15 protein-coding genes and 1 tRNA gene are annotated in these 18,100 nt (G+C 69.8%); 10 read left to right on the forward strand and 6 right to left on the reverse strand.

Annotation, left to right across the window (positions count from 1 at the left end; translation table 11 throughout):
- Positions 1-101 precede the first annotated feature (101 nt).
- From ABJI51_RS33270 to ABJI51_RS33290, 5 genes are all read left to right on the forward strand, one after another.
- On the forward strand, positions 102-1,013 hold the full coding sequence (locus ABJI51_RS33270; protein WP_348955043.1) for a PaaX family transcriptional regulator: 912 nt from the start codon (positions 102-104) through the stop codon (positions 1,011-1,013).
- Between the two features lie 2 nt (positions 1,014-1,015).
- Positions 1,016-1,795, forward strand: coding sequence for an enoyl-CoA hydratase/isomerase family protein (locus ABJI51_RS33275; RefSeq protein WP_348955044.1), 780 nt, complete (start codon positions 1,016-1,018; stop codon positions 1,793-1,795).
- A gap of 153 nt (positions 1,796-1,948) precedes the next feature.
- A complete protein-coding gene (locus ABJI51_RS33280) occupies positions 1,949-4,162 on the forward strand; it encodes a glycosyl hydrolase family 18 protein (RefSeq protein WP_348955045.1) in 2,214 nt (737 codons plus the stop codon).
- Positions 4,163-4,270: 108 nt separating this feature from the next.
- Entirely contained in the window at positions 4,271-5,443 is a 1,173-nt protein-coding gene (locus ABJI51_RS33285) for an alginate lyase family protein (protein WP_348955046.1), read from the forward strand.
- A gap of 99 nt (positions 5,444-5,542) precedes the next feature.
- Positions 5,543-5,616: transfer RNA gene (locus ABJI51_RS33290), tRNA-Pro, on the forward strand.
- 900 nt (positions 5,617-6,516) lie between these two features.
- On the opposite strand, the gene ABJI51_RS33295 is transcribed toward ABJI51_RS33290, so the two are convergent.
- Complete coding sequence (locus ABJI51_RS33295; protein ID WP_348955047.1) at positions 6,517-7,152, reverse strand: hypothetical protein; 636 nt, start codon at positions 7,150-7,152, stop codon at positions 6,517-6,519.
- Between the two features lie 244 nt (positions 7,153-7,396).
- On the opposite strand from ABJI51_RS33295, the gene ABJI51_RS33300 reads away from it, so the two are divergent.
- Positions 7,397-8,503, forward strand: coding sequence for a three-Cys-motif partner protein TcmP (locus tag ABJI51_RS33300; protein WP_348955048.1), 1,107 nt, complete (start codon positions 7,397-7,399; stop codon positions 8,501-8,503).
- Here ABJI51_RS33300 and ABJI51_RS33305 read toward each other — a convergent pair.
- The 5 genes from ABJI51_RS33305 to ABJI51_RS33325 form a co-directional block, all read right to left on the reverse strand.
- Positions 8,490-9,245, reverse strand: a complete 756-nt coding sequence (locus ABJI51_RS33305) for a DUF5131 family protein (protein ID WP_348955049.1) — start codon at positions 9,243-9,245, stop codon at positions 8,490-8,492. The genes ABJI51_RS33300 and ABJI51_RS33305 overlap by 14 nt on opposite strands.
- 149 nt (positions 9,246-9,394) lie before the next feature.
- Entirely contained in the window at positions 9,395-9,904 is a 510-nt protein-coding gene (locus ABJI51_RS33310) for a DNA cytosine methyltransferase (protein WP_348955050.1), read from the reverse strand.
- Between the two features lie 34 nt (positions 9,905-9,938).
- Positions 9,939-10,448, reverse strand: coding sequence for a hypothetical protein (locus tag ABJI51_RS33315; protein ID WP_348955051.1), 510 nt, complete (start codon positions 10,446-10,448; stop codon positions 9,939-9,941).
- A gap of 633 nt (positions 10,449-11,081) precedes the next feature.
- On the reverse strand, positions 11,082-11,594 hold the full coding sequence (locus tag ABJI51_RS33320; RefSeq protein WP_348955052.1) for a DUF4142 domain-containing protein: 513 nt from the start codon (positions 11,592-11,594) through the stop codon (positions 11,082-11,084).
- 86 nt (positions 11,595-11,680) lie between these two features.
- Complete coding sequence (locus tag ABJI51_RS33325) at positions 11,681-12,685, reverse strand: alpha/beta hydrolase (RefSeq protein ID WP_348955053.1); 1,005 nt, start codon at positions 12,683-12,685, stop codon at positions 11,681-11,683.
- Between the two features lie 341 nt (positions 12,686-13,026).
- Between ABJI51_RS33325 and ABJI51_RS33330 the strand changes: the two genes are divergently transcribed.
- The 4 genes from ABJI51_RS33330 (at position 13,027) to ABJI51_RS33345 (ending at position 18,099) form a co-directional block, all read left to right on the forward strand.
- Positions 13,027-13,875 (forward strand): helix-turn-helix transcriptional regulator, encoded by an 849-nt coding sequence (locus ABJI51_RS33330; RefSeq protein WP_348955054.1) that lies wholly within the window; start codon positions 13,027-13,029, stop codon positions 13,873-13,875.
- A gap of 129 nt (positions 13,876-14,004) precedes the next feature.
- Positions 14,005-14,577, forward strand: a complete 573-nt coding sequence (locus tag ABJI51_RS33335) for a TetR/AcrR family transcriptional regulator (RefSeq protein ID WP_348955055.1) — start codon at positions 14,005-14,007, stop codon at positions 14,575-14,577.
- Between the two features lie 97 nt (positions 14,578-14,674).
- Entirely contained in the window at positions 14,675-16,531 is a 1,857-nt protein-coding gene (locus ABJI51_RS33340; protein ID WP_348955056.1) for a CocE/NonD family hydrolase, read from the forward strand.
- 26 nt (positions 16,532-16,557) lie between these two features.
- Positions 16,558-18,099 (forward strand): ABC transporter substrate-binding protein, encoded by a 1,542-nt coding sequence (locus ABJI51_RS33345; RefSeq protein WP_348955057.1) that lies wholly within the window; start codon positions 16,558-16,560, stop codon positions 18,097-18,099.
- Position 18,100 lies beyond the last annotated feature (1 nt).

An 18,100-nucleotide genomic window follows, 5' to 3' on the forward strand; every position in this document is an offset into this window, starting at 1 on the left:
TCAAAGACACCCACTGTGTGTGTCCGGTGGCGCTTTGATCACTCAGTGTGGGTAACCTGTTGGGTTGTCGATGTCCCGTGCGATGAGGCTGGTGAAGACACATGGGCGAACCCGCTCCCCCGGTCACCCTCGGCCGCAGGCCGAAGCCGAGGGAAGGCCGCCCGTCGGCGCCGCGGCCGACCGTGAGCCGGCGCCGGGAGGTCAGCCACGCCAGCGCGCGGTCGCTGCTGATGACCGTGCTCGGCGAGTACGCGCTGCCCCGCGACAAACCGGTCTGGACCTCCATGCTCGTCGAGGTGCTGGGCATCCTCGACATCGAGGAGAAGTCGGCGCGGCAGGCGCTGGCCCGCTCCGCCGCCGAGGGCTGGGTCGTCTCCGAGCGCGTCGGGCGCCGCGTGCGCTGGTCGCTGACGCCGCCGGGGCGCCGCCTGCTGACCGAGGGCGCCGAACGGATCTACGCCTTCGGCCGCGAGGAACGCCAGTGGAACGGCCAGTGGCTGATGCTCATCGTCTCCGTGCCCGAGGCCAAGCGCGACCTGCGCCACCGCCTGCGCACGCGGCTGACCTGGGCGGGTTTCGGCTCGCCGGTGGCCGGGGTGTGGGTCAGCCCCGACCTGACCCGCCAGCGCGAGGCCCAGCAGATCGTCAACGAGCTGGGCCTCGACGCGCAGGCGATGTCGTTCACCGCGGCCTACGGCGAGATCGGCGAGCAGGAGTCCATGGTCGCCCGCTCCTGGGACCTCACCGAGCTGAAGGACCGCTACGAGGACTTCATCGACCGCTTCACCGGCCTGCACCCGACCGGCGGCCGCGCGGTGCTGCGCGCGCAGACCGAGCTGGTGCACGAGTGGCGCCGCTTCCCCTTCCTCGACCCGCAGCTGCCCGCCGAGCTGCTGCCGGCGAAGTGGAGCGGGACGAAAGCGGCGGAGCTGTTCCATCACAAACACGTCGACTGGCGGCCCGAGGCCCAGCAGTATTGGGACGACATCGTCGAAGCCGAAGAAGCAGGGTGATCATGAGCGAGCAGGTCCGCCTCGATCGCGACGGCGGGCTCGCCGTCCTGACCATCGACGCGCCGCCGTTGAACCTCTACACGGCTTCGCTGCAGGACGCGCTGTCCTCGGCGATCGGCTCGCTGGAAGCCGAGCCCGCGCGGGCGCTGCTGATCCGCGCCGAGGGCAAGATCGTCAGCGGTGGCGTGGACGTCTCGCTGTTCGACGCCCAGGGCTCGGCCGCCGAGGCGAAGGTGCTGTTCGACGCGATGCTGGCGGTGCCGGACCGGATCGCGGCGCTGCCGTTCCCGACCGTGTTCGCCGCGCACGGGCTCTGCCTGACCTGGGCGTTCGAGGTCGCGGTGGCCTGCGACATCGTTCTGGCCGCGGAGCGGGCGAAGTTCGGGCTGGTCGAGAAGGTCGTCGGGCTGACGCCGACCATGGGCGGCACCCAGCGGCTCGCGGCCCGTGCCGGTGTCGGGCGCGCCAAGGAGTTCGTCATGACCGGCGACACCTACGACGCGGCCACGCTGGAGCGCTGGAACGTCGTCAACCGCGTCCTGCCGGACGAGGGTTTCGACGCCGCGGCGCGGTCGTTCGCCGCCCGGCTGGCCGAAGGCCCGACGCGCGCCCACGCCGCGACCAAGCGCGTCCTCGACCACTTCTCCGCCGGTGGCGTCCCCGAGGCGAACGCGCACATCACGACGATCGCGGCGGAGCTGTTCGACACCGAGGATCTCCGCAACGCCGTGAAGTCGTTCCTGGCCGACGGGCCGGGGAAAGCGACTTTCTCGGGACGTTAACAGTCCGTTCGGACACCGGTTGCCGCCGTTCGGGCGTGCGCGGTTCGCCGCGGCCGGGGTTACATTCGATGTGGTCTAGACCATATCGTCCCCGCCTCCCGGAGAACCGCCATGAGACGTACTCCCGCACGACTACGCTCCGCACTGGCCGCTGTGCTCATCGCACTCGGCGGCACCGCAGCGCTCGCGCCCCCGGCCGCGGCGGCCGGTTCCCTGACCGCCACCCTGGCCATGAACGGCACCACCGGCACCTACACCGTCGCCAACACCGGCACCGCGTCGGTGAGCAACTGGGCGATCACCTTCACGCTGCCCGCCGGGATCACCGCCAGCACCGGCGAAAACGGCACGGTGACCCAGAACGGCACGCAGGTCACGCTGACTCCGGCGTACTACATCGCGACGCTCGCGCCGGGCCGGAACACCTACCCGTACAGCCCGACTTTCCGGCTCAGCGCGGCCGCGACGCCGACGCAGTGCCGTGTGGACAACGCCAACTGCGACGGCTCGCCGGACACGCCACCGGGCGCGCCGTCGAACCTGCGGCTGGTCACGAAGACGACGAAGTCGGTTTCGCTGACCTGGACCCCTTCGGCGGCCGGTTCGCTGCCGGTGACCGCCTACGACGTCTACCAGGGCGCCTCCCTGGCCGTCTCGGTGACCGGGACGAGCGCCACCGTGAACGGGCTGACGCCGGCCACCGCGTACTCGTTCACGGTGAAAGCCCGCGACAGCAAGGGAAACACGTCGCCGGTGAGCACGGCGCTGGCCGTCACGACGAACAACCCGGCCGACGACACCCAGCCGCCGTCGGCGCCGGGTGGCCTGCGGGCGACCGCGGCCGACTCGGGCAGCGTGTCCCTCGCCTGGACGGCGTCGACGGACAACACCGGCGTGATCGGCTACGACGTCTACCGCGGATCGGTGCTGGCCACGACGGTGACCACGACGTCGGCGGTGGTGACCGGGCTGGCACCGTCCACTTCGTACACGTTCACGGTGAAAGCCCGCGACGGCTACGACAACGTGTCGGCGCCGAGTGCCGCCGTCACCGCGAAGACCGGCGACATCGTGTCCGGCTACGCGAAGGTCGGCTACTTCGTGCAGTGGGGCATCTACGGGCGCCAATACTTCGTGAAGAACCTGGAAACCTCTGGTGCGGCGGCGAAACTGACGCATCTGCTGTACGCGTTCGAGAACATCGATCCGGTCAACCTGACGTGCCTGTCCGGCGTCACGAAGGGCACCACGGCGAACCCGCAGGACCCGAACCAGGGCGACGGCGCCGGTGACGCCGAGGCCGACTACTCGCGGCCGTTCGCGGCGGCGCAGTCGGTGGACGGCGTGGCCGACACCGGCTGGGAGTCGTTGCGCGGCAACTTCAACCAGCTCAAGAAGCTCAAGGCCAAGCACCCGAACATCAAGGTCCTGGTCTCGCTGGGCGGCTGGACGTACTCGAAGTACTTCTCGGACGTCGCGGCCACCGACGCGTCGCGCAAGAAGTTCGTCTCCTCCTGCGTCGACACGTGGATCAAGGGCAACATCGCGCCCTACGGCGGCGCGGGCGGCCCGGGCACCGCGGCCGGGATCTTCGACGGCATCGACGTCGACTGGGAGTGGCCCGGCAGCGCCGACGGCCATCCGGGCAACCACTGGAGCCCGAACGACAAGAACAACCTGACCGCGCTGCTGGCGGAGTTCCGCGCGCAGCTCGACGCGTACGGCGCGACGACCGGCAAGCGGTACCAGCTGCACGCCTTCACGCCGGCGGACCCAGCCAAGGTCGCGGCGGGCTGGGACGTGCCGCGGATCTTCGAGTCGCTGGACGTGGCGAACGTGCAGGGCTACGACTTCCACGGCGCGGGCAGCGACAACTCGTGGGAGCCGAACCGCACCGGTCACCAGGGCAACCTCTACGCCGACGCGGACGACCCGTATCCGTTCCACTTCAGCGCCGAGGCGGCGATCAACGCGTACACGAACGCGGGTGCCGACCCACGGCGGCTGACACTCGGGCTGGCGTTCTACGGCCGCGGCTGGCAGGGCGTCGCCGACGGCGGCAAGAGCGGCGAATGGCAGTCGGCGACCGGCGCGGCGCCGGGGCAGTTCGCCGAGGAGGCGGGCACGCGCGGCTACGCGAACCTGGTGGCGAGCGTGCCCGGCTGCACGGTCCACCACGACACGGCCGCGGTGGCGACGTCGTGCTACACCGGCAACGGCGGCCAGTGGTGGACGTTCGACGACGCCTGGTCGATCGGCGCGAAGACGGCGTGGCTGAAGTCGCGCGGGCTGCTGGGCGTGATGGCGTGGGAGATGTCGGGCGACACCGGCGTGCTGATGAACGCGGTGAGCGCCGGTCTCGGCTGAGGTCGTTCAGCCCGCTGAACGGGTTTCCGTTCAGCGGGCCGGACGTTGACCGATCGTGGTCTGGACCATGAAACTGGGCTCTCGGACACCGTCGTCTCGAGGAGAGCCATGCGCCGCTTCCGCACCTTGGTCACGCTCGCCGCGGCGGTTCCGCTGGCGCTGGGGCTGCTCGCCGCCCCGGCCCCGGCGGCGCCGGCGACGTTCACCCACCCAGGTGTGCTGGTGAGCCGCCCGCAGCTGGACTTCGTCAAGGCCAAGGTGAAGGCCGGAGCGCAGCCGTGGAAGGCGGCCTACGACCAAGCGGCGGCGAGCGCGTACGCCTCGCTGTCCCGGACGCCGAAACCGCGCGCGGTGGTGGAATGCGGCTCGTATTCGAACCCGAACTACGGCTGCACGGACGAGCGCGAGGACGCGATAGCGGCGTACACGGACGCGTTGATCTGGTACATCACCGGCGACGCGCGGTACGCGCAGAAGTCGATCGAACTGATGGACGCGTGGTCGGCGGTGATCACGAGCCACACCAACAGCAACGCGCCCCTGCAGACGGGCTGGGCGGGTTCGTCCTGGCCCCGTGCGGCGGAAATCATCAAGTACACGTATCCGAGCTGGCCGAACTCCGGCCGGTTCGCGACCATGCTGCGGAACGTGTACCTGGCGAAGGTGATCAACGGCAGCGGCAGCAACGGAAACTGGGAACTGTCCATGATGGAGGCCGCGGTCGGCATTTCGGTGTTTTTGGAGGACAGGACGAGTTTCGACAAGGCGGTGACGCGATACCGCAACCGCGTCGCGGCTTATGTGTATTTGTCTTCGGACGGATCGCTGCCGAAGACGGTCCCGGGCAGCGGCCTGGACACGCGCGACGAGATCGTGGCGTACTGGCAGGGCCAGTCGACGTTCGTGACCGGCCTCAGCCAGGAAACCTGCCGCGACTTCACCCACACGGGGTACGGCATCGCGGCGATCGCGGACGTGGCGGAGACGCTCCGCATCCAGGGCCAGGACGTGTACGGAACGGACGTGGGCGAGCGCCTGAGGCAGGCACTGGGCTTCCACGCGAAGTACCAGCTGGGCGCGGCGGTGCCGTCGTGGCTGTGCTCGGGGACGCTGAAGCTGGGCATGGGCCCGGTGACGGAGGTGGGGTTCAACGCGCTCCACACGCGTCTCGGCCTGACGATGACGAACACACAGACCCTGACCGAGCGCCAGCGCCCGGCGGGGACGAACAACCTGTTCGTGGCATGGCAGACACTGACCCATGCCGGCAATCCGGCTTGATACCGCGTTTTCGCAGGTCAGAGGGAACGGGGACCCTGGTTGCAGGGCCGTTCGGCGGGCACGCTAGAGTACTTCTCACGCACTCAGGGAGTGCGGGTCCGGGCTGTGGCGCAGTTTGGTAGCGCACTTGACTGGGGGTCAAGGGGTCGCAGGTTCAAATCCTGTCAGCCCGACGGACACACTTGCAGGGCCCGTGAGCAGCGAAACCGCTGCTCACGGGCCCTTTGTAATGGTCAGGATCAGCTGTCGTAGTGGATCTTGCGCCGATCGCGCGTTGGACCCACCTTGGACCGGCAGGACAGGCGGCTTGTCCTATACCGCCCGCCGGTGCGAGCCCTCGGGCTTCCTCGGCGCAGACAGATGAGCACTCAGCAGATTGCCTGCGTCCTGGATCTTCTGGCGGTCCGGGTGCAGGTAGCGCTACGTCGTCGAGCGAGCCGTGGCCAGCAATCTTTCGGAGAACATGGACAGGCACGTCGGGGTCCGCCATCCAGGCGGGTCCAGAGTGCCTCAGGTCGTATCGGCACAGGTACCCGTATCCGAGTTTCCTCAGGAGTTCGTCCCAGTGCGTCGCATCGCAAAGGATGGCGGTCGTCACAGGCCCCACCACGGGCCAGTGAAGAGCCTACCCATGGGGTCTTCAACTGCAGCGAGTCGAACCGCCACCAGCGGCCGAATCTCCTCGCTCAGGGGAACTTCCTTGCCTGGCCCCCTTCGTGCCCTTGTCGATGAGACTGCCCGGGCCGGGCGTCGTCTGCCCGCGGAGATTCCAGATCCCCTCCTTCTCGTCGATGTCGCATTTGCGCACGCCCGAGACTTCACCGATCCGCACGGCGGTGCACGCCCCTGAACTTCACAAGGTCGCCCAGCCGGTATACCGGTTTGCTGATCACGCGACGAGGGCGTCGGCCACTTCGGTCAGAGCCTCCCAATTGGACATGGCTAATGCTCGCGGATCGTCGAGTTCGTCCTCGGCCTGCTGGAATTAAGCTTGCCATCCGGTGTTCCGGGCGGGGTTGCGGTCGAATTCGCCGTCATCATGACCGTCATTGATCAACTCGGTTGCCAGTGCTTCAGCCAGGTGAGGCGGACTGGCCTGCGGAGTCCCCACCGTTCGCAGGCCGGACTGGCGCAATCTCCTCAACAGAGGGAAAATTGTCGGTCTCGGAAGCTCGAATGGAGCGACGGACAATCTCTACCTGCTCAAAGTACGCCGCCAGTTGCTGCTGTTCAGTCTGGCCAAATAGCCTTGGCCGGTCCAGCAGCCGCCTGTACAAGTCGTAGAACTCGGACTCGCCGTGCCGAAACGCCTTGTAATTGTTCTCGACCCTGAAGGCCCGCGAGAAAGCCAGCAGGATGGCGGCGTGCGCACCGACGATCGTCAGCAGCCACTTGGACTGGGCGTCGTCAGTGATGGCTTGCGACAGGAACGGCACGGACGCTGTGGCCAGCGTGATCCAGACCAGGCAGTACGTGTGGAACGCCTTGTACTTGCTCGCCTGCGTCTTCCAGTAGCCCAACGTGCCACGAAGGCGTTCAAAGTGCTGTTCGAGCAGCTTCCTGGCCTCTTCGGAGAAGTGCGGAGACTCGTCGAACGACGGGCCACCTGGATGCAGGTCAACCCCCTTGAGCAGGACGCGCCCAACCGGCGCAAAACTTCCGGCGGCCACAGCCGGGTAAAGAATCAAAGCGAGCGTCCAGCCGTTCACCACACGACCTCACTCCTTCATCCGGCGCCGATGTTTGCACCCGCAAGATCGTCCAGACTTCAGTTGACATCGAACTTCTCGATCGTAGTTGCGACCCGCTGCGCGGAGCATCTCGGTGGCCGTCTTTCCCGCAGGTTCAGCGTTACTCCGGACGATCGACCATGCTCACGAACACATGTTCGCTCTGACCGGTTGCACACGCTAGGTAATCTGTGTCTACGGTTGACGTTCGCGGAGGGGCCCCATGGAAGACACGCTGTGGCCGTTGGAGCCAGCGACGGAGGCGAAGCATCGCCTGTACAAGCGCTACCTCGGCGGCTGGTGGGCGAAAATGCTTCAGCCGAATGCCAAGGGCTTCAGCTGGCCAAAGGTGACGTACGTCGACGCGTTTGCCGGCCCCGGCCGGTACGAAGGCGGCGAGGAAGGCTCCCCTGTCTTCGTGCTCAAAGGCCTTCTGGAGCATGCGGCCAGGGACCGGATGGACCTCCGTCGCGACCGGGTACAGCTGGCGTTCATCGAGAAGCGCCGCGACCGGTTCGAGTACTTGAAGGCCGAGCTTGCCCGCAAGTTCGGCGACCTCACGACCCTGCCGGTACGAGTGGAGGTTCGCCGCGGCGACGCCGCAACAGAGACCACCCGCGTGCTCAACAAGTTCAACGCTTGGGGAAATCCGATGCTGACGATCTTCGATAGCTGGGGCAATGTGAACGTGCCACTGTCCCTGCTGCATCGGATCGCGGGCAACGGCGGCAGCGAGTCGATCGTGACGTTCGGCCCCAACTGGTTCAGCCGTCGCGAAGAGCAGAACCCCGACCAGCTCGACGCGGTCTTTGGCGGCCACGAGTACTGGCAACGCGCCGACCGCGAAACAAGCCCAGATGAGCGCTGGCGGGTCTGGCTGTCGACCTACCGAGACGCGTTGGGAAGAGCGGGGTTCGAATATCGACTGCAGTTCCAGGTTGTACCTCGCACCGGGCAACCGCTCTACCTCGTCTACGGCACCAAGCACCCAGCCGGCGTCGAGGTCATGAAGGACGCCATGTGGAAGGTGGACCCCGAAGGCGGCACGCTGTTTCGCGATCCGCGTACTCGCGGGGCCGAAATCATCGGTCAGACGGACCTCTTCGGCACCGGCGGGGCCGTCCATCCCGAGCTCCGTGAACTCGTCGTTCAACGACTCCGGGACGGCAGCGTCACGGTTGGGGTGCTCCGCGATTGGCTGGAGCGGGAAACCTCGCGTTGGCGCGGTACCCACGCCCCGCAAGCGGTGCGCGCTTTGGTGGACGAAGGTGTGTTGCGGATCGACCCGGTCGGCCGGGTCACCCGAGGCTCAGAGGTCAAGCTGCTGTAGCACCGGCCAGCTGGGGCATCTGATCCCAGGTGCGGCCGTCGAGCTCCCGGCCGCCGGCCTTCGGAGTTCGCCCGCCCCACTGCTTGAAGAAGAACGGCACCCGGACGTCGATACACTGGTCGCGCAGGTCGCGGGCCCACACCGCAGCCATCGGCCGGCACCCGGGCCCGGACTCGCCGCCGACGATGACCCACCCGATCCCGTCGAGGTCGAGCTGCTCCAGCGGGCCGAGCAGTGGTTCACACGACAGGAAGCGCACCGCGGCGGGCACCGCCCGCAGGTCGTCGACCCGGTAGGCGGCGTCCTGGTTCTCCACCGACACCCCCAGCCACAGATTGCGGGGCCAGTCCAGGGAGCCAGCGATGCGTCGGATCCGCCGCGACCGCTTGGTCAGGACCTGGTAGGTGTGCTGCGGGGTTGCCTCCATGACCGTGAACACGCGGCGGATGAAGTCGACTGGGACCTTGGCGTGGAACAGGTCGGACATGGAGTTGACGAACACCAGCCGCGGCTGGCGCCACCGGAATGGTTCCGCCAGCGAGGGCGCGTGCGTCGTAACCCCGAAACCGGGGCCACTGGTGTGCGGATCACCGTCGGTCTGATACTTCGCCGACCCCATCGCCTTGAGCCGCTTAGCCAAAGTCAGCGCGTAGCAGTGGTCGCAGCCAGCGGAAATTCGGTCGCACCCGGTGGTCGGGTTCCACGTGGCCTGCGTCCACTCGATGCTGGACCTGTCGCTCACGGTTCACCTCTTCTAGTCGCGTAGCTCCTTGCTCGACGCGGGCATCGGCCGAGCGGGTTGCGCTGCATGGTGGGATGGCTACGCCCCGTACACTCTACTGCGGCAGCGCGACGTGGCGTAACCATCCCCTTCGCCCTGATGACGCGCGATCACGTCTGTCCGCCCGTCAAGAGGACCTTGGCGAGGGCTTGCTCGAGCCAGCGCGCGACGTTGGCGGCGACGGCGTTGCCAGCCTGCTTGGTTTGGTCGGTCGGGCCGCCGGTCATCTCGTAGATGTCGGGGAAGGCCTGCGCTCGGGCCTGCTCACGGGGCTTGAGCATCCGGAACCGGACGGCGTCCAGGTCGACGTCGGCAGCGGGGTGCACCAGGCCGTGCTGTGTCCGTGTCGCCACGGTGGAGACCGGTTCGTCGACCCGGTGCGGCGCGGAGCCGCGCCGGTACGGGATCACCAGGGTGCGATCCCATGCCTCCGGCAGCGTCAGCTCGCCGGCCGGTGGCACCGCCAAACCGTGATAGTTGCCGCCGGCCGCCATCGTCGCCAGCGACCCGGCTGTGGTCAGGTGGTGCCCGCCGTTGCGGCGCAACATAGTGACGAACGGCAGCACAACGAAGCCCTCGCCGATCTTGACCGTGCATGTCGGCAGCAGTGCCGCGCCCACCGGGAAGGCCGGTCGTCACTGCTCGCGCCGTGGGTCAGGGTGACCACCACCGACTCGGCGGCGAGCATCGCCACCGCCTTCTTGATCTTCGCCGTCGTCGGCGCCTTGAGTGGCCTCTTCCGCTCACCGAGCGGGGTGCCCAGCTCGTGCCAGTTGATGCGGCCACGGCTGGCCGGACGTCGGACTCGACCACCCGGCGCTTGCCCGGGTGCCGCGCCACCTGCGGACACACGTAGTCGTACTGTTGGCCGTAATTGCCAACCCGACGACCCCGAACAGCTCCCAGTCCGTCGCGACAGCTGGGACGTTCTCCACCACGACGGGCCTTGTAGCGGTGCACCTCGGTCGCGCGGATGACGTCGTGGAAGGTCGCGCGTGTGCGCACGAACGCCTCGCGGTCGACCTCGTCCTCGTTGCCGAACATGTCCAGCTGCACGATCTTCGACAGCTTCCGCGCCCCGTAGGTGACCGCCGCCGGCTCCCCGGTTTCCCGCAGGAAGTCCTCGAACGTCAGCACCTCGGGCAGGTCGGCAAGCACCTGCATAGCCCCGCTGCCTTGACCTCGGCGTCGAACGCAGCCCGGGCTGCAGCGTCGGCGCGTTCACCGACCCTCCCCGGTGGTCTCGGCGTCGGCCGCGACGCGGCGCAGAGTAGCGCGAACCGGTCCAGGGTTCCCGACGACAGGCTCGGCACGAGACGGCGGGTGTGGGATGATCTCGCCGCGCCACTGCGCCGCGGCGGCGCTGACCGGCACGCCCCGGGCGGCCGCGGGGGCGTTCGTGACAACCCCGGTGCGGCGATTGCGCGTCCGGCCCCCGGCCAGCCGGTGTCCCGCGGAGAAGGGTGTTCGCCTTCCGGTCAGGCTTACGGCCCTCGTAGGTGCGGGGAAAGTCGAGCACGGCGAGCCGGTCAACCAGCAGTCGCACCGCTGAAACGCGCGAAAGCTGACAAAGAGCATCCACAAGCGACAGCCCATCTTGCTCTTTTCGCAGGTCGGGGCGCACCGAAGGCCTGGAGTCAAGGGGTCGCAGGTTCAAACCCTGTCAGCCCGACAGACACACCTGCAGGGCCCGCGAGCAGCGAAACCGCAGCTCACGGGCCCTTTGTGGTGGAACACCGTCAGGCAACGGCAACCCCCGGGGCAGGCGGCCCGGACAGGCGCAGGTCAGACGGCCCCTCAGCCGGGGGTGCATTCAGCCGCTGCCTCCTGGACCTCCTCCAGATGGTGCCGCAGCACCGGCTCCGAACGCGCGGCCAAGGACTTCACCTCCGGGGACCACCCGATCCGCTGCTCCCGCTCCCCCAGCTCGATCGCTCGCACATGCGCCGCAAACTGGTCGCGCAGCCACGCCGCGTCGAAGTCTGGGCCTGAGCGCGATGCCAGATCCGTGATCTGGCCCAGCTGATCCGCCTCCGGGACCGAGTACAACGGGACCGCGACCCGGGTCGCCACCGCCACGAGGTCCGCGTCCAGCTCCGTGTGGTGAGCTGCGAAACGAGGACCCAGCTGCCGTACCCGGGTGCACTCTCCCCGCTCCGCCAGATTCCCCGTCACGATCTCGAAAAGGTTGCTCTGGTGGGCCCGGTTCAGGTACTCCCTGTCCTGTGTGGACACGTCCGCTGCCGATGCCGGGGTGGCGGCCGGCAGCAGGGCGCCCAGTATGGCCGCGATTACTGCGATGGATCGCATCGATTCCTCCCTGTCCGAAAACGGCAGGGCCGATCCTCGGCGATCCTTCGGGGCGCGGGCTATCCGCGTCCCGAAGGATCCGGTCCTCATCTGCTCAACGGCTCCGTCAGCAACGGGAACGACAGGTGCAGATCCCGTTGCCACCACGGCCAGTTGTGCGTTCCCGGGCCGTAGAAGTCCGTTGTCACGCCGGCCCCCAGCTCGCGCAGGCGGGCCGCCAGTGCCGTGTTCATCTCCGCGCACAACGGCTCGATGAACAGGTCCGGGGGTGTTCCCGGCGGGTCGAGAGGACCCGGGGTTCCGTTGCCACACGCCAGGTACAGGGGGATTCCCACCAGGTTGCGGGCCAGGTCGTACGGGTTGTGGGCCGCCCAGATGTCCGCGTTGAGGTTCGGGTCGCCCCACAGGGCCGTCGGGTCGTAGCCGTCCTTCACCAGTACCCCCTGGATCAGGCTCGGGCCGCGGGCTCCCTGGTACCTCGTGTGCACCACTCCGCTGTACGACGCCGCCGCCGCGAACATGCCCGGGTGGCGGGCCGCGTACGCCAGTGCTCCCAGGCCGCCCATCGACAGGCCCGCGATCGACCGGTCCGTTCCCGCCCCGTAACCGCGCTCCAGGATTTCGCGCAGCTCGGTCAGGTGGAACGTCTCCCAGCGCGGGGGGCCGCCCGCGCCCCGGTTGTACCAGTCCGAATAGAACCCGTCGCGGCCACCCGACGGCATCACCACCAGCATCTCCGCGCCGCGGGTCAACGTTGCCACGTCCGTCGAGCGCGTCCACGACGTGTAGTCGTCGCCCGCGCCGTGCAGCAGGTACAGGACCGGCCAGGTGCGGGTCGTGCCGGGTGCCCAGCCTGCCGGGTGCAGCAGGCGGACCATCGCCGTACTGCCCAGCGCCGGGGAATCGATCGTCAGGTCCAGCATCGTGGGGCTCAGCCGCTGCTCCGCCAGCACTCTCGCCCCGCCGGTGGCGCTCGCGGGCCGGGGCCGGGCGAACGCGAGTGCGGACAGCCCCGCGGCCGCCGCTCCGAGGGTGAACGTCCGCCGCGAGAGCGTGGGCTGGATCTGCCGGTCTTCGACGGGCCTGGGCATCGTTGCCTCCAGGGGTGAGGGGTGCGGAGCCTGGCGTCCCGGACGTGCTCGGGCGCGCCGGTGCGACCGGTCAGGGACGCCAGGCGGAGGAAGAGCAGCCGAGAACCCGCGCGGGCGGCGGGATTCAGGCGTGCGTCATCGGTAACGGCAGACCGAAGTGGACAGTCGGCGGCCGGACGGCGGAGCCGGATCGGCGGGTCCTCGTCATGGCGGCCTCCTGCGGCTTCGCGATCCGGCAGCACTGCCGTACCGTGGCAAAAATGTCCCATCGCGCCGGGGACCCAGCTACCCCCGGGTGAGGGGAGCCGTCCCCCGGCGCACGCTTTCGCGAGGAGGCAGGCGTGAACCCGAACGCCACGGCCGACGACCGCCCGGAGATCTACCGCGCGCTCGCCCGGATGCGGGACGCCACCGGGCTTCCGATCACCTTCGGCGGCGAAGTCGGTGCCGCGCGGCAGGTCAAGCTCAGCCAGATCGCCGGCCCGAACACCGGCGCGCTGCGGGGCGTGCGCCTGGAACCCGGGCGCGGGCTCGGCGGGAAGGCCGTCGTCCAGCGGCGTCCGATCGTCGTCGACGACTACGTGCGCTCCCCCGGCATCAGCCACCACTACGACCACATCATCCAGGCCGAAGGGCTGCGCGCGATGGTGGCCGTGCCGGTCGTGGTGGCTCGGACCGTGCGCGGGGTCCTCTACGGCGCCCTGCGCAGCCCGCTGCCGCTCGGCGACCGGGTGGTCCAGACCGTCGTGGAGGCGGCGCGGGAGCTGGAGCAGGGCCTGGCCGTCCGCGACGAGGTGACCCGGCGGCTGGCCTGGCTCGACCGCTACGACGCGACCGACTGCCACCGGCCGCACTGGGAGCTGGTCCGCGAGGCCTACGCCGAGCTGCGGATCCTCACCCAGACCGTGGACGACCCGGTGCTGCGCGGCCGCGTCCGCGCGGTCGCCGAGACGCTGTCGGCGGTCGCGGGCCGCCCGCCGCGCAGCGGGAACGTGCCGGTGCTGTCGGCACGGGAACTCGACGTGCTCGCCTGCGTGGCACTCGGCTGGACCAACCGGCAGATCGCGGAGGATCTCGGGATCACCGCGGAGACGGTGAAAAGCTACCTGCGCAGCTCGATGCGCAAGCTCGTCGCGCGCAGCCGGATGGAGGCCGTGGTCAGCGCCCGGCGCTTCGGGCTACTCCCGTGAGGGTACCGATTGGGGTACGGTAGTACCGTGCGCCGCCTCCACCCGGGGCGTGTGCGAGGCTACGGAACCATGACCGCGAAGCCACCTTGGATGACGCCACCGGGAGCGCGCACGGCGCGAAGCCGACGCATGTCCGACGCCAAGCGCGAGGAGCTGATCCTGCGCCTGGAACGGCTGTTCCTGGACGAGGGCTTCGCCCGGCTGACCGTCGACGACCTGGCCAGCAGGCTCCAGTGCTCGAAGTCGACGCTGTACGCGGTGGCCGGCAGCAAGGAGCAGCTGGTCGTCGTCGCCGTCCGGCACTTCTTCCAGGAGGCGGCCGCGCGGGTCGAGGAGAAGGTCGGGCCGATCACCGACCCGCCCCAGCGCATCGCCGAGTACCTCGCCGGGCTGGGGTCGGAGCTGCGGCGGATGTCCCCGGAGTGCTACGCGGACCTGCTCAGCTTCGAGGCCACCGCCGAGCTGTACGCCCGGCATTCGCTCGCCGCGGCGCACCGGGTGCGGGAGTCCATTCAGGACGGTGTCGCCTCCGGCGCGTTCCGCGCGGTCAACGCCGATTTCGTCGGCGCCGCGGTCAGCCTGCTCATCGACGGCATCCAGCACGGTGAGCTGCTGGACCGGTCGGGACTGTCGATGGCCGACGCCTACACCGAGCTGGGCGCGCTGGTGCTCGCCGCGCTGACCAACCCGGCCGGGAAGTAGCGCACTCCCCCGCGAGGGCTTGCGCTGCCGCCGCGCGTGTGTCTAACGTACGGAATCCGGTACTGAAGTATTGGATCTAGTACCCACGGAGGCGACGATGCCCGCACGCACGGAGACCGACCGGCGCCACGAAGTCGTGCTGCGGCGCGATGTCCGCATCCCCACGCTCGACCCCGGGATCACGCTTTCGGCCAACCTCTTCCTTCCTGCCGGGCCGGGGCCGTTCCCGCTGCTGGTGACCGTCCTGCCCTACCGGCGGGACGTCGCGGTGCTCAACGGCTCGCCCACCGAACGCTGGTTCGCCGAGCGCGGGTACGCGTCCCTGCTCGTCGACCTGCTCGGCACCGGTTCGTCCGACGGCGTGCCGCGGCCGCCGTTCGATCCCGGGGACGCCGACGACGCGCTCGACGCCATCCGGTGGGGTGCCGCGCAGCCGTGGTGCAGTGGCGCGGTCGGCATGTGGGGCGGTTCCTACGGCGCCATCACGACCCTGCGCACCGCCGCCCGGCGGCCCGACGCGCTCAAGGCGATCATCGCGCTCGAAGGCCCGACCGATCCCGGCCGCGACTTCGTCCACCCCGGCGGCTCGCGCGGCGCGTTCTCACCGCTCGCGTCGTGGTCGGTGAGCACGCTGTTCAACCAGCTGCTGCCGCCGGTGGACGACTTCGCCGACGCCGACGAGCAGGCCCGCTGGCACCGGCGGCTGACCTTCGCGCCGTACGTGCTCGACATGTTCCGCCACGGTCCCGGCTCGCCCGTGTGGGCGCGGCGCCGGATCGACGTCCCGGCCGTCGAGGTCCCCGCCCTGTGCGTCGCCGGCTGGCGGGACCTGTTCGTGGACGGCGCGATCCGCGCGTACGAAAGCCTGCGCGGGACCAAGGCACTCATCGCCGGGCCGTGGATGCACGTCATGCCGCAGGAATGCCCGGTCACGCCGATCGACTTCCTCGAGATCGCCCGGTCCTGGTGGGACCGCTGGCTGCTCGGCGACGACACCGGCACCGCGGACGAGCCCGCCGTCCGCGTCTACGTCCAGGGCGAGCAGCCGCGCTGGCTCGCTTTCCCGTGCTGGCCACCGGAAGGCACCGTCCGGACCGACGACCTCTCCGGCTGGCAGCGGTCCGCGCCGCCCGAACCGGATCCGGCCACCGGCCTGCAGTCGGGGCTGTGGGCGACCCCCGCCGGGCAGTTCGGGCAGCCGCAGGACCAGCACGGCGACGACAGCCGCAGCCTCTGCTGGACCTCGCCGCCGCTGCCCCGCCCGCTGCTGATCAGCGGACGGCCCGCGGTGACGGTCACCGGGCCCTGGCCACGGGTGTCGGTGAAGCTCACCGACGTCGACCCGGCGGGACGGTCCCTGATGATCTGCGCGGGACTCGAATGCGACGACCCCGTCGTGCCGCTGACCCCGACCACCTACCAGGTCGCCGCCGGGCACCGGCTGCGCGTGGTCGTCGCGCCCGGCGACTTCCCGCGCGTCTGGCCGCAGGAACCGCCGGAAGGCTGGCCGGTGGTGCGGACGCTGACACTCCCCCTCGCCGATCCCGCACAGGGACGGGCCTGCCCGATGCCGGAGCCGGCCGAACCCGCGATCGCGGACCTCGAAGAGCGGCTCGACGGCGGTGGCGAACCGGAGGCGTCCTGGGAAGTCACCGAAGACCTCCTGCACGACACGGTTTCCCTGCGTCTGGCCGGCCGCAACCGGATCGGGCCGGAGGACGTCCCCGGCGCGCGGCACCGGCTGCAGGTGGACCAGGAACTGGTCGCCACCGCGCACCGGCTCGACCCGGCGGCCTCCACCGTCGCCGGGCGGATCACCGGCACCGTCGACACCGCGACCGGCGCCCACGTCACCGTCGAGATCGCCGTCACCGCCACCGCGACCACCCTCGACGCCACCGGAAAGGTCGTCCAGGACGGCGTTTCCCTGCTCGACCGGCACTGGCGCGGCTGACCGCGTCCTCCCGCGAAAGGTTCCCCATGTCCTCCGCTGCCGTCCTCTCCCGCCGCGAATTCACCGTCGGCGGCCTGCTGCTCGCCGCCGGACTGGCCGCCGGCGCCTGCGGCGGGCCGTCCGGCTCCCCCGCCACCGGCCGCACCCTGCGCATCGGCCAGTACTGGCCGCCGACCAGCCTCGACCCCGGCAAGGCGGGCGGGGAGTCCCAGCTGTTCCTGCAACCCGCCTACGACCCGCTCATCTACCGGGCCGCCGACGGCAGCTACCAGCCGCGCCTGGCCACGGCGTGGCGCTACCTCGGCACCGGCAACACCGCGTTCGAGATCTCGCTGCGCGACGGCGTGACCTTCAGCGACGGCAGCCCGCTGACCGCCGAAGCCCTCAAGGGCAGCATCGAGCACTTCCGCCGCTCCGCCGGCCAGGCGGCGGCCTTCCTCGCCCCGATCGCCACGATGACCGTGTCCGGACCGCTTGTCCTGCGCCTGACGCTGAACCAGCCGCACCCGCTGCTGCCCGCGCTGTTCACCCAGGACTTCCTCGCCGGCGACGTGATCGGCCCGGCCGGGGTCGCCGACCCGGCGCGGCTGGCGACCGGCACCGTCGGCGCCGGCCCGTACGTGCTGCTGCCCGGCGAGACCGTCGCCAACGACCACTACACCTACGGCCCCAACCCGAAGTACTGGAACGCCGAGGGCCGGTTCTACGACCGGATCACCGTCAAGGTGCTGCCCAACGAGAACACCGCGCTCGCCGCGCTCAAGACCGGCCAGGTCGACGTCGTCCAGGGCAGCTACGCCATTGCCGGCGGCGCGAAGGCCGCCGGGCTCAAGGTGGCGTCGAGCCCGGCGATCGTGATGGGCCTGCAGCTCAACGACCGGGCCGGGACACTGTGCCGTCCGCTGGGCGACGTGCGGGTGCGCCAGGCCCTCAACTACGCCGTCGACCGCGTGAAGATCACCGCGGCACTGCTCGGCGAGTACGGCATCCCGGTCGACCAGCCCTCGGCGCCCGCCCAGGACAGCTACTCCGAACAGCCCTTCTACACCCACGATCCCGGCAAGGCGCGGCAGCTGCTGGCCGAGGCCGGGGTGGGCGGCGGGTTCGAGCTGCCTGTGGTGATCCCGTCCACGCCCGCGTTTCCCGGCGACATGGCCCAGGCGATCGCTTCGGACCTGCAGCAGGTCGGTGTCACGCTGCGGATCGCGGCCAAGGACCCGGCCGCCGCCAACGCCGCGCTGACGCAGTTCCCCGCCTCCAGCATGGGCTGGGGCGCGCTGCCCGCGTACTTCATGGGCCGCGGGCTGTGGCTGAAGGACGCCATCGGGATGAATCCCTTCCACAGCAGCGATCCCGAGCTGGAACGCCTCGACCGGCAGGCCGCGGCCGCCGACGAGCACGCCCGGCCCGCGCTGGACAAGCAGATCGTCCGGCGCGTGGTCGAGCTGGGCTGGTTCCTGCCCGTGTGCCTGAGCCCGGGCATGCTGTTCCACCGCGACACCGTCGGCGTCGACGCCATCGCCGGCCAGCCGTTCCCCAGCGTCGACGCCTGGCACCCGGCCGGCTGAC

The sequence above is a fragment of the Amycolatopsis melonis genome (assembly GCF_040064235.1).
Classification (GTDB): Bacteria; Actinomycetota; Actinomycetes; order Mycobacteriales; family Pseudonocardiaceae; genus Amycolatopsis; species Amycolatopsis melonis.

Bases quoted from the DNA above. Each gene is read 5' to 3' on its own strand.
- ABJI51_RS33270 (WP_348955043.1), top strand. From the start codon at position 102: ATGGGCGAACCCGCTCCCCCGGTCACCCTCGGCCGCAGGCCGAAGCCG.
- ABJI51_RS33275 (WP_348955044.1), top strand. From the start codon at position 1,016: ATGAGCGAGCAGGTCCGCCTCGATCGCGACGGCGGGCTCGCCGTCCTG.
- ABJI51_RS33285 (WP_348955046.1), top strand. From the start codon at position 4,271: ATGCGCCGCTTCCGCACCTTGGTCACGCTCGCCGCGGCGGTTCCGCTG.
- ABJI51_RS33300 (WP_348955048.1), top strand. From the start codon at position 7,397: ATGGAAGACACGCTGTGGCCGTTGGAGCCAGCGACGGAGGCGAAGCAT.
- ABJI51_RS33315 (WP_348955051.1), bottom strand. From the start codon at position 10,448: ATGCAGGTGCTTGCCGACCTGCCCGAGGTGCTGACGTTCGAGGACTTC.
- ABJI51_RS33320 (WP_348955052.1), bottom strand. From the start codon at position 11,594: ATGCGATCCATCGCAGTAATCGCGGCCATACTGGGCGCCCTGCTGCCG.
- ABJI51_RS33325 (WP_348955053.1), bottom strand. From the start codon at position 12,685: ATGCCCAGGCCCGTCGAAGACCGGCAGATCCAGCCCACGCTCTCGCGG.
- ABJI51_RS33335 (WP_348955055.1), top strand. From the start codon at position 14,005: ATGTCCGACGCCAAGCGCGAGGAGCTGATCCTGCGCCTGGAACGGCTG.
- ABJI51_RS33340 (WP_348955056.1), top strand. From the start codon at position 14,675: ATGCCCGCACGCACGGAGACCGACCGGCGCCACGAAGTCGTGCTGCGG.
- ABJI51_RS33345 (WP_348955057.1), top strand. From the start codon at position 16,558: ATGTCCTCCGCTGCCGTCCTCTCCCGCCGCGAATTCACCGTCGGCGGC.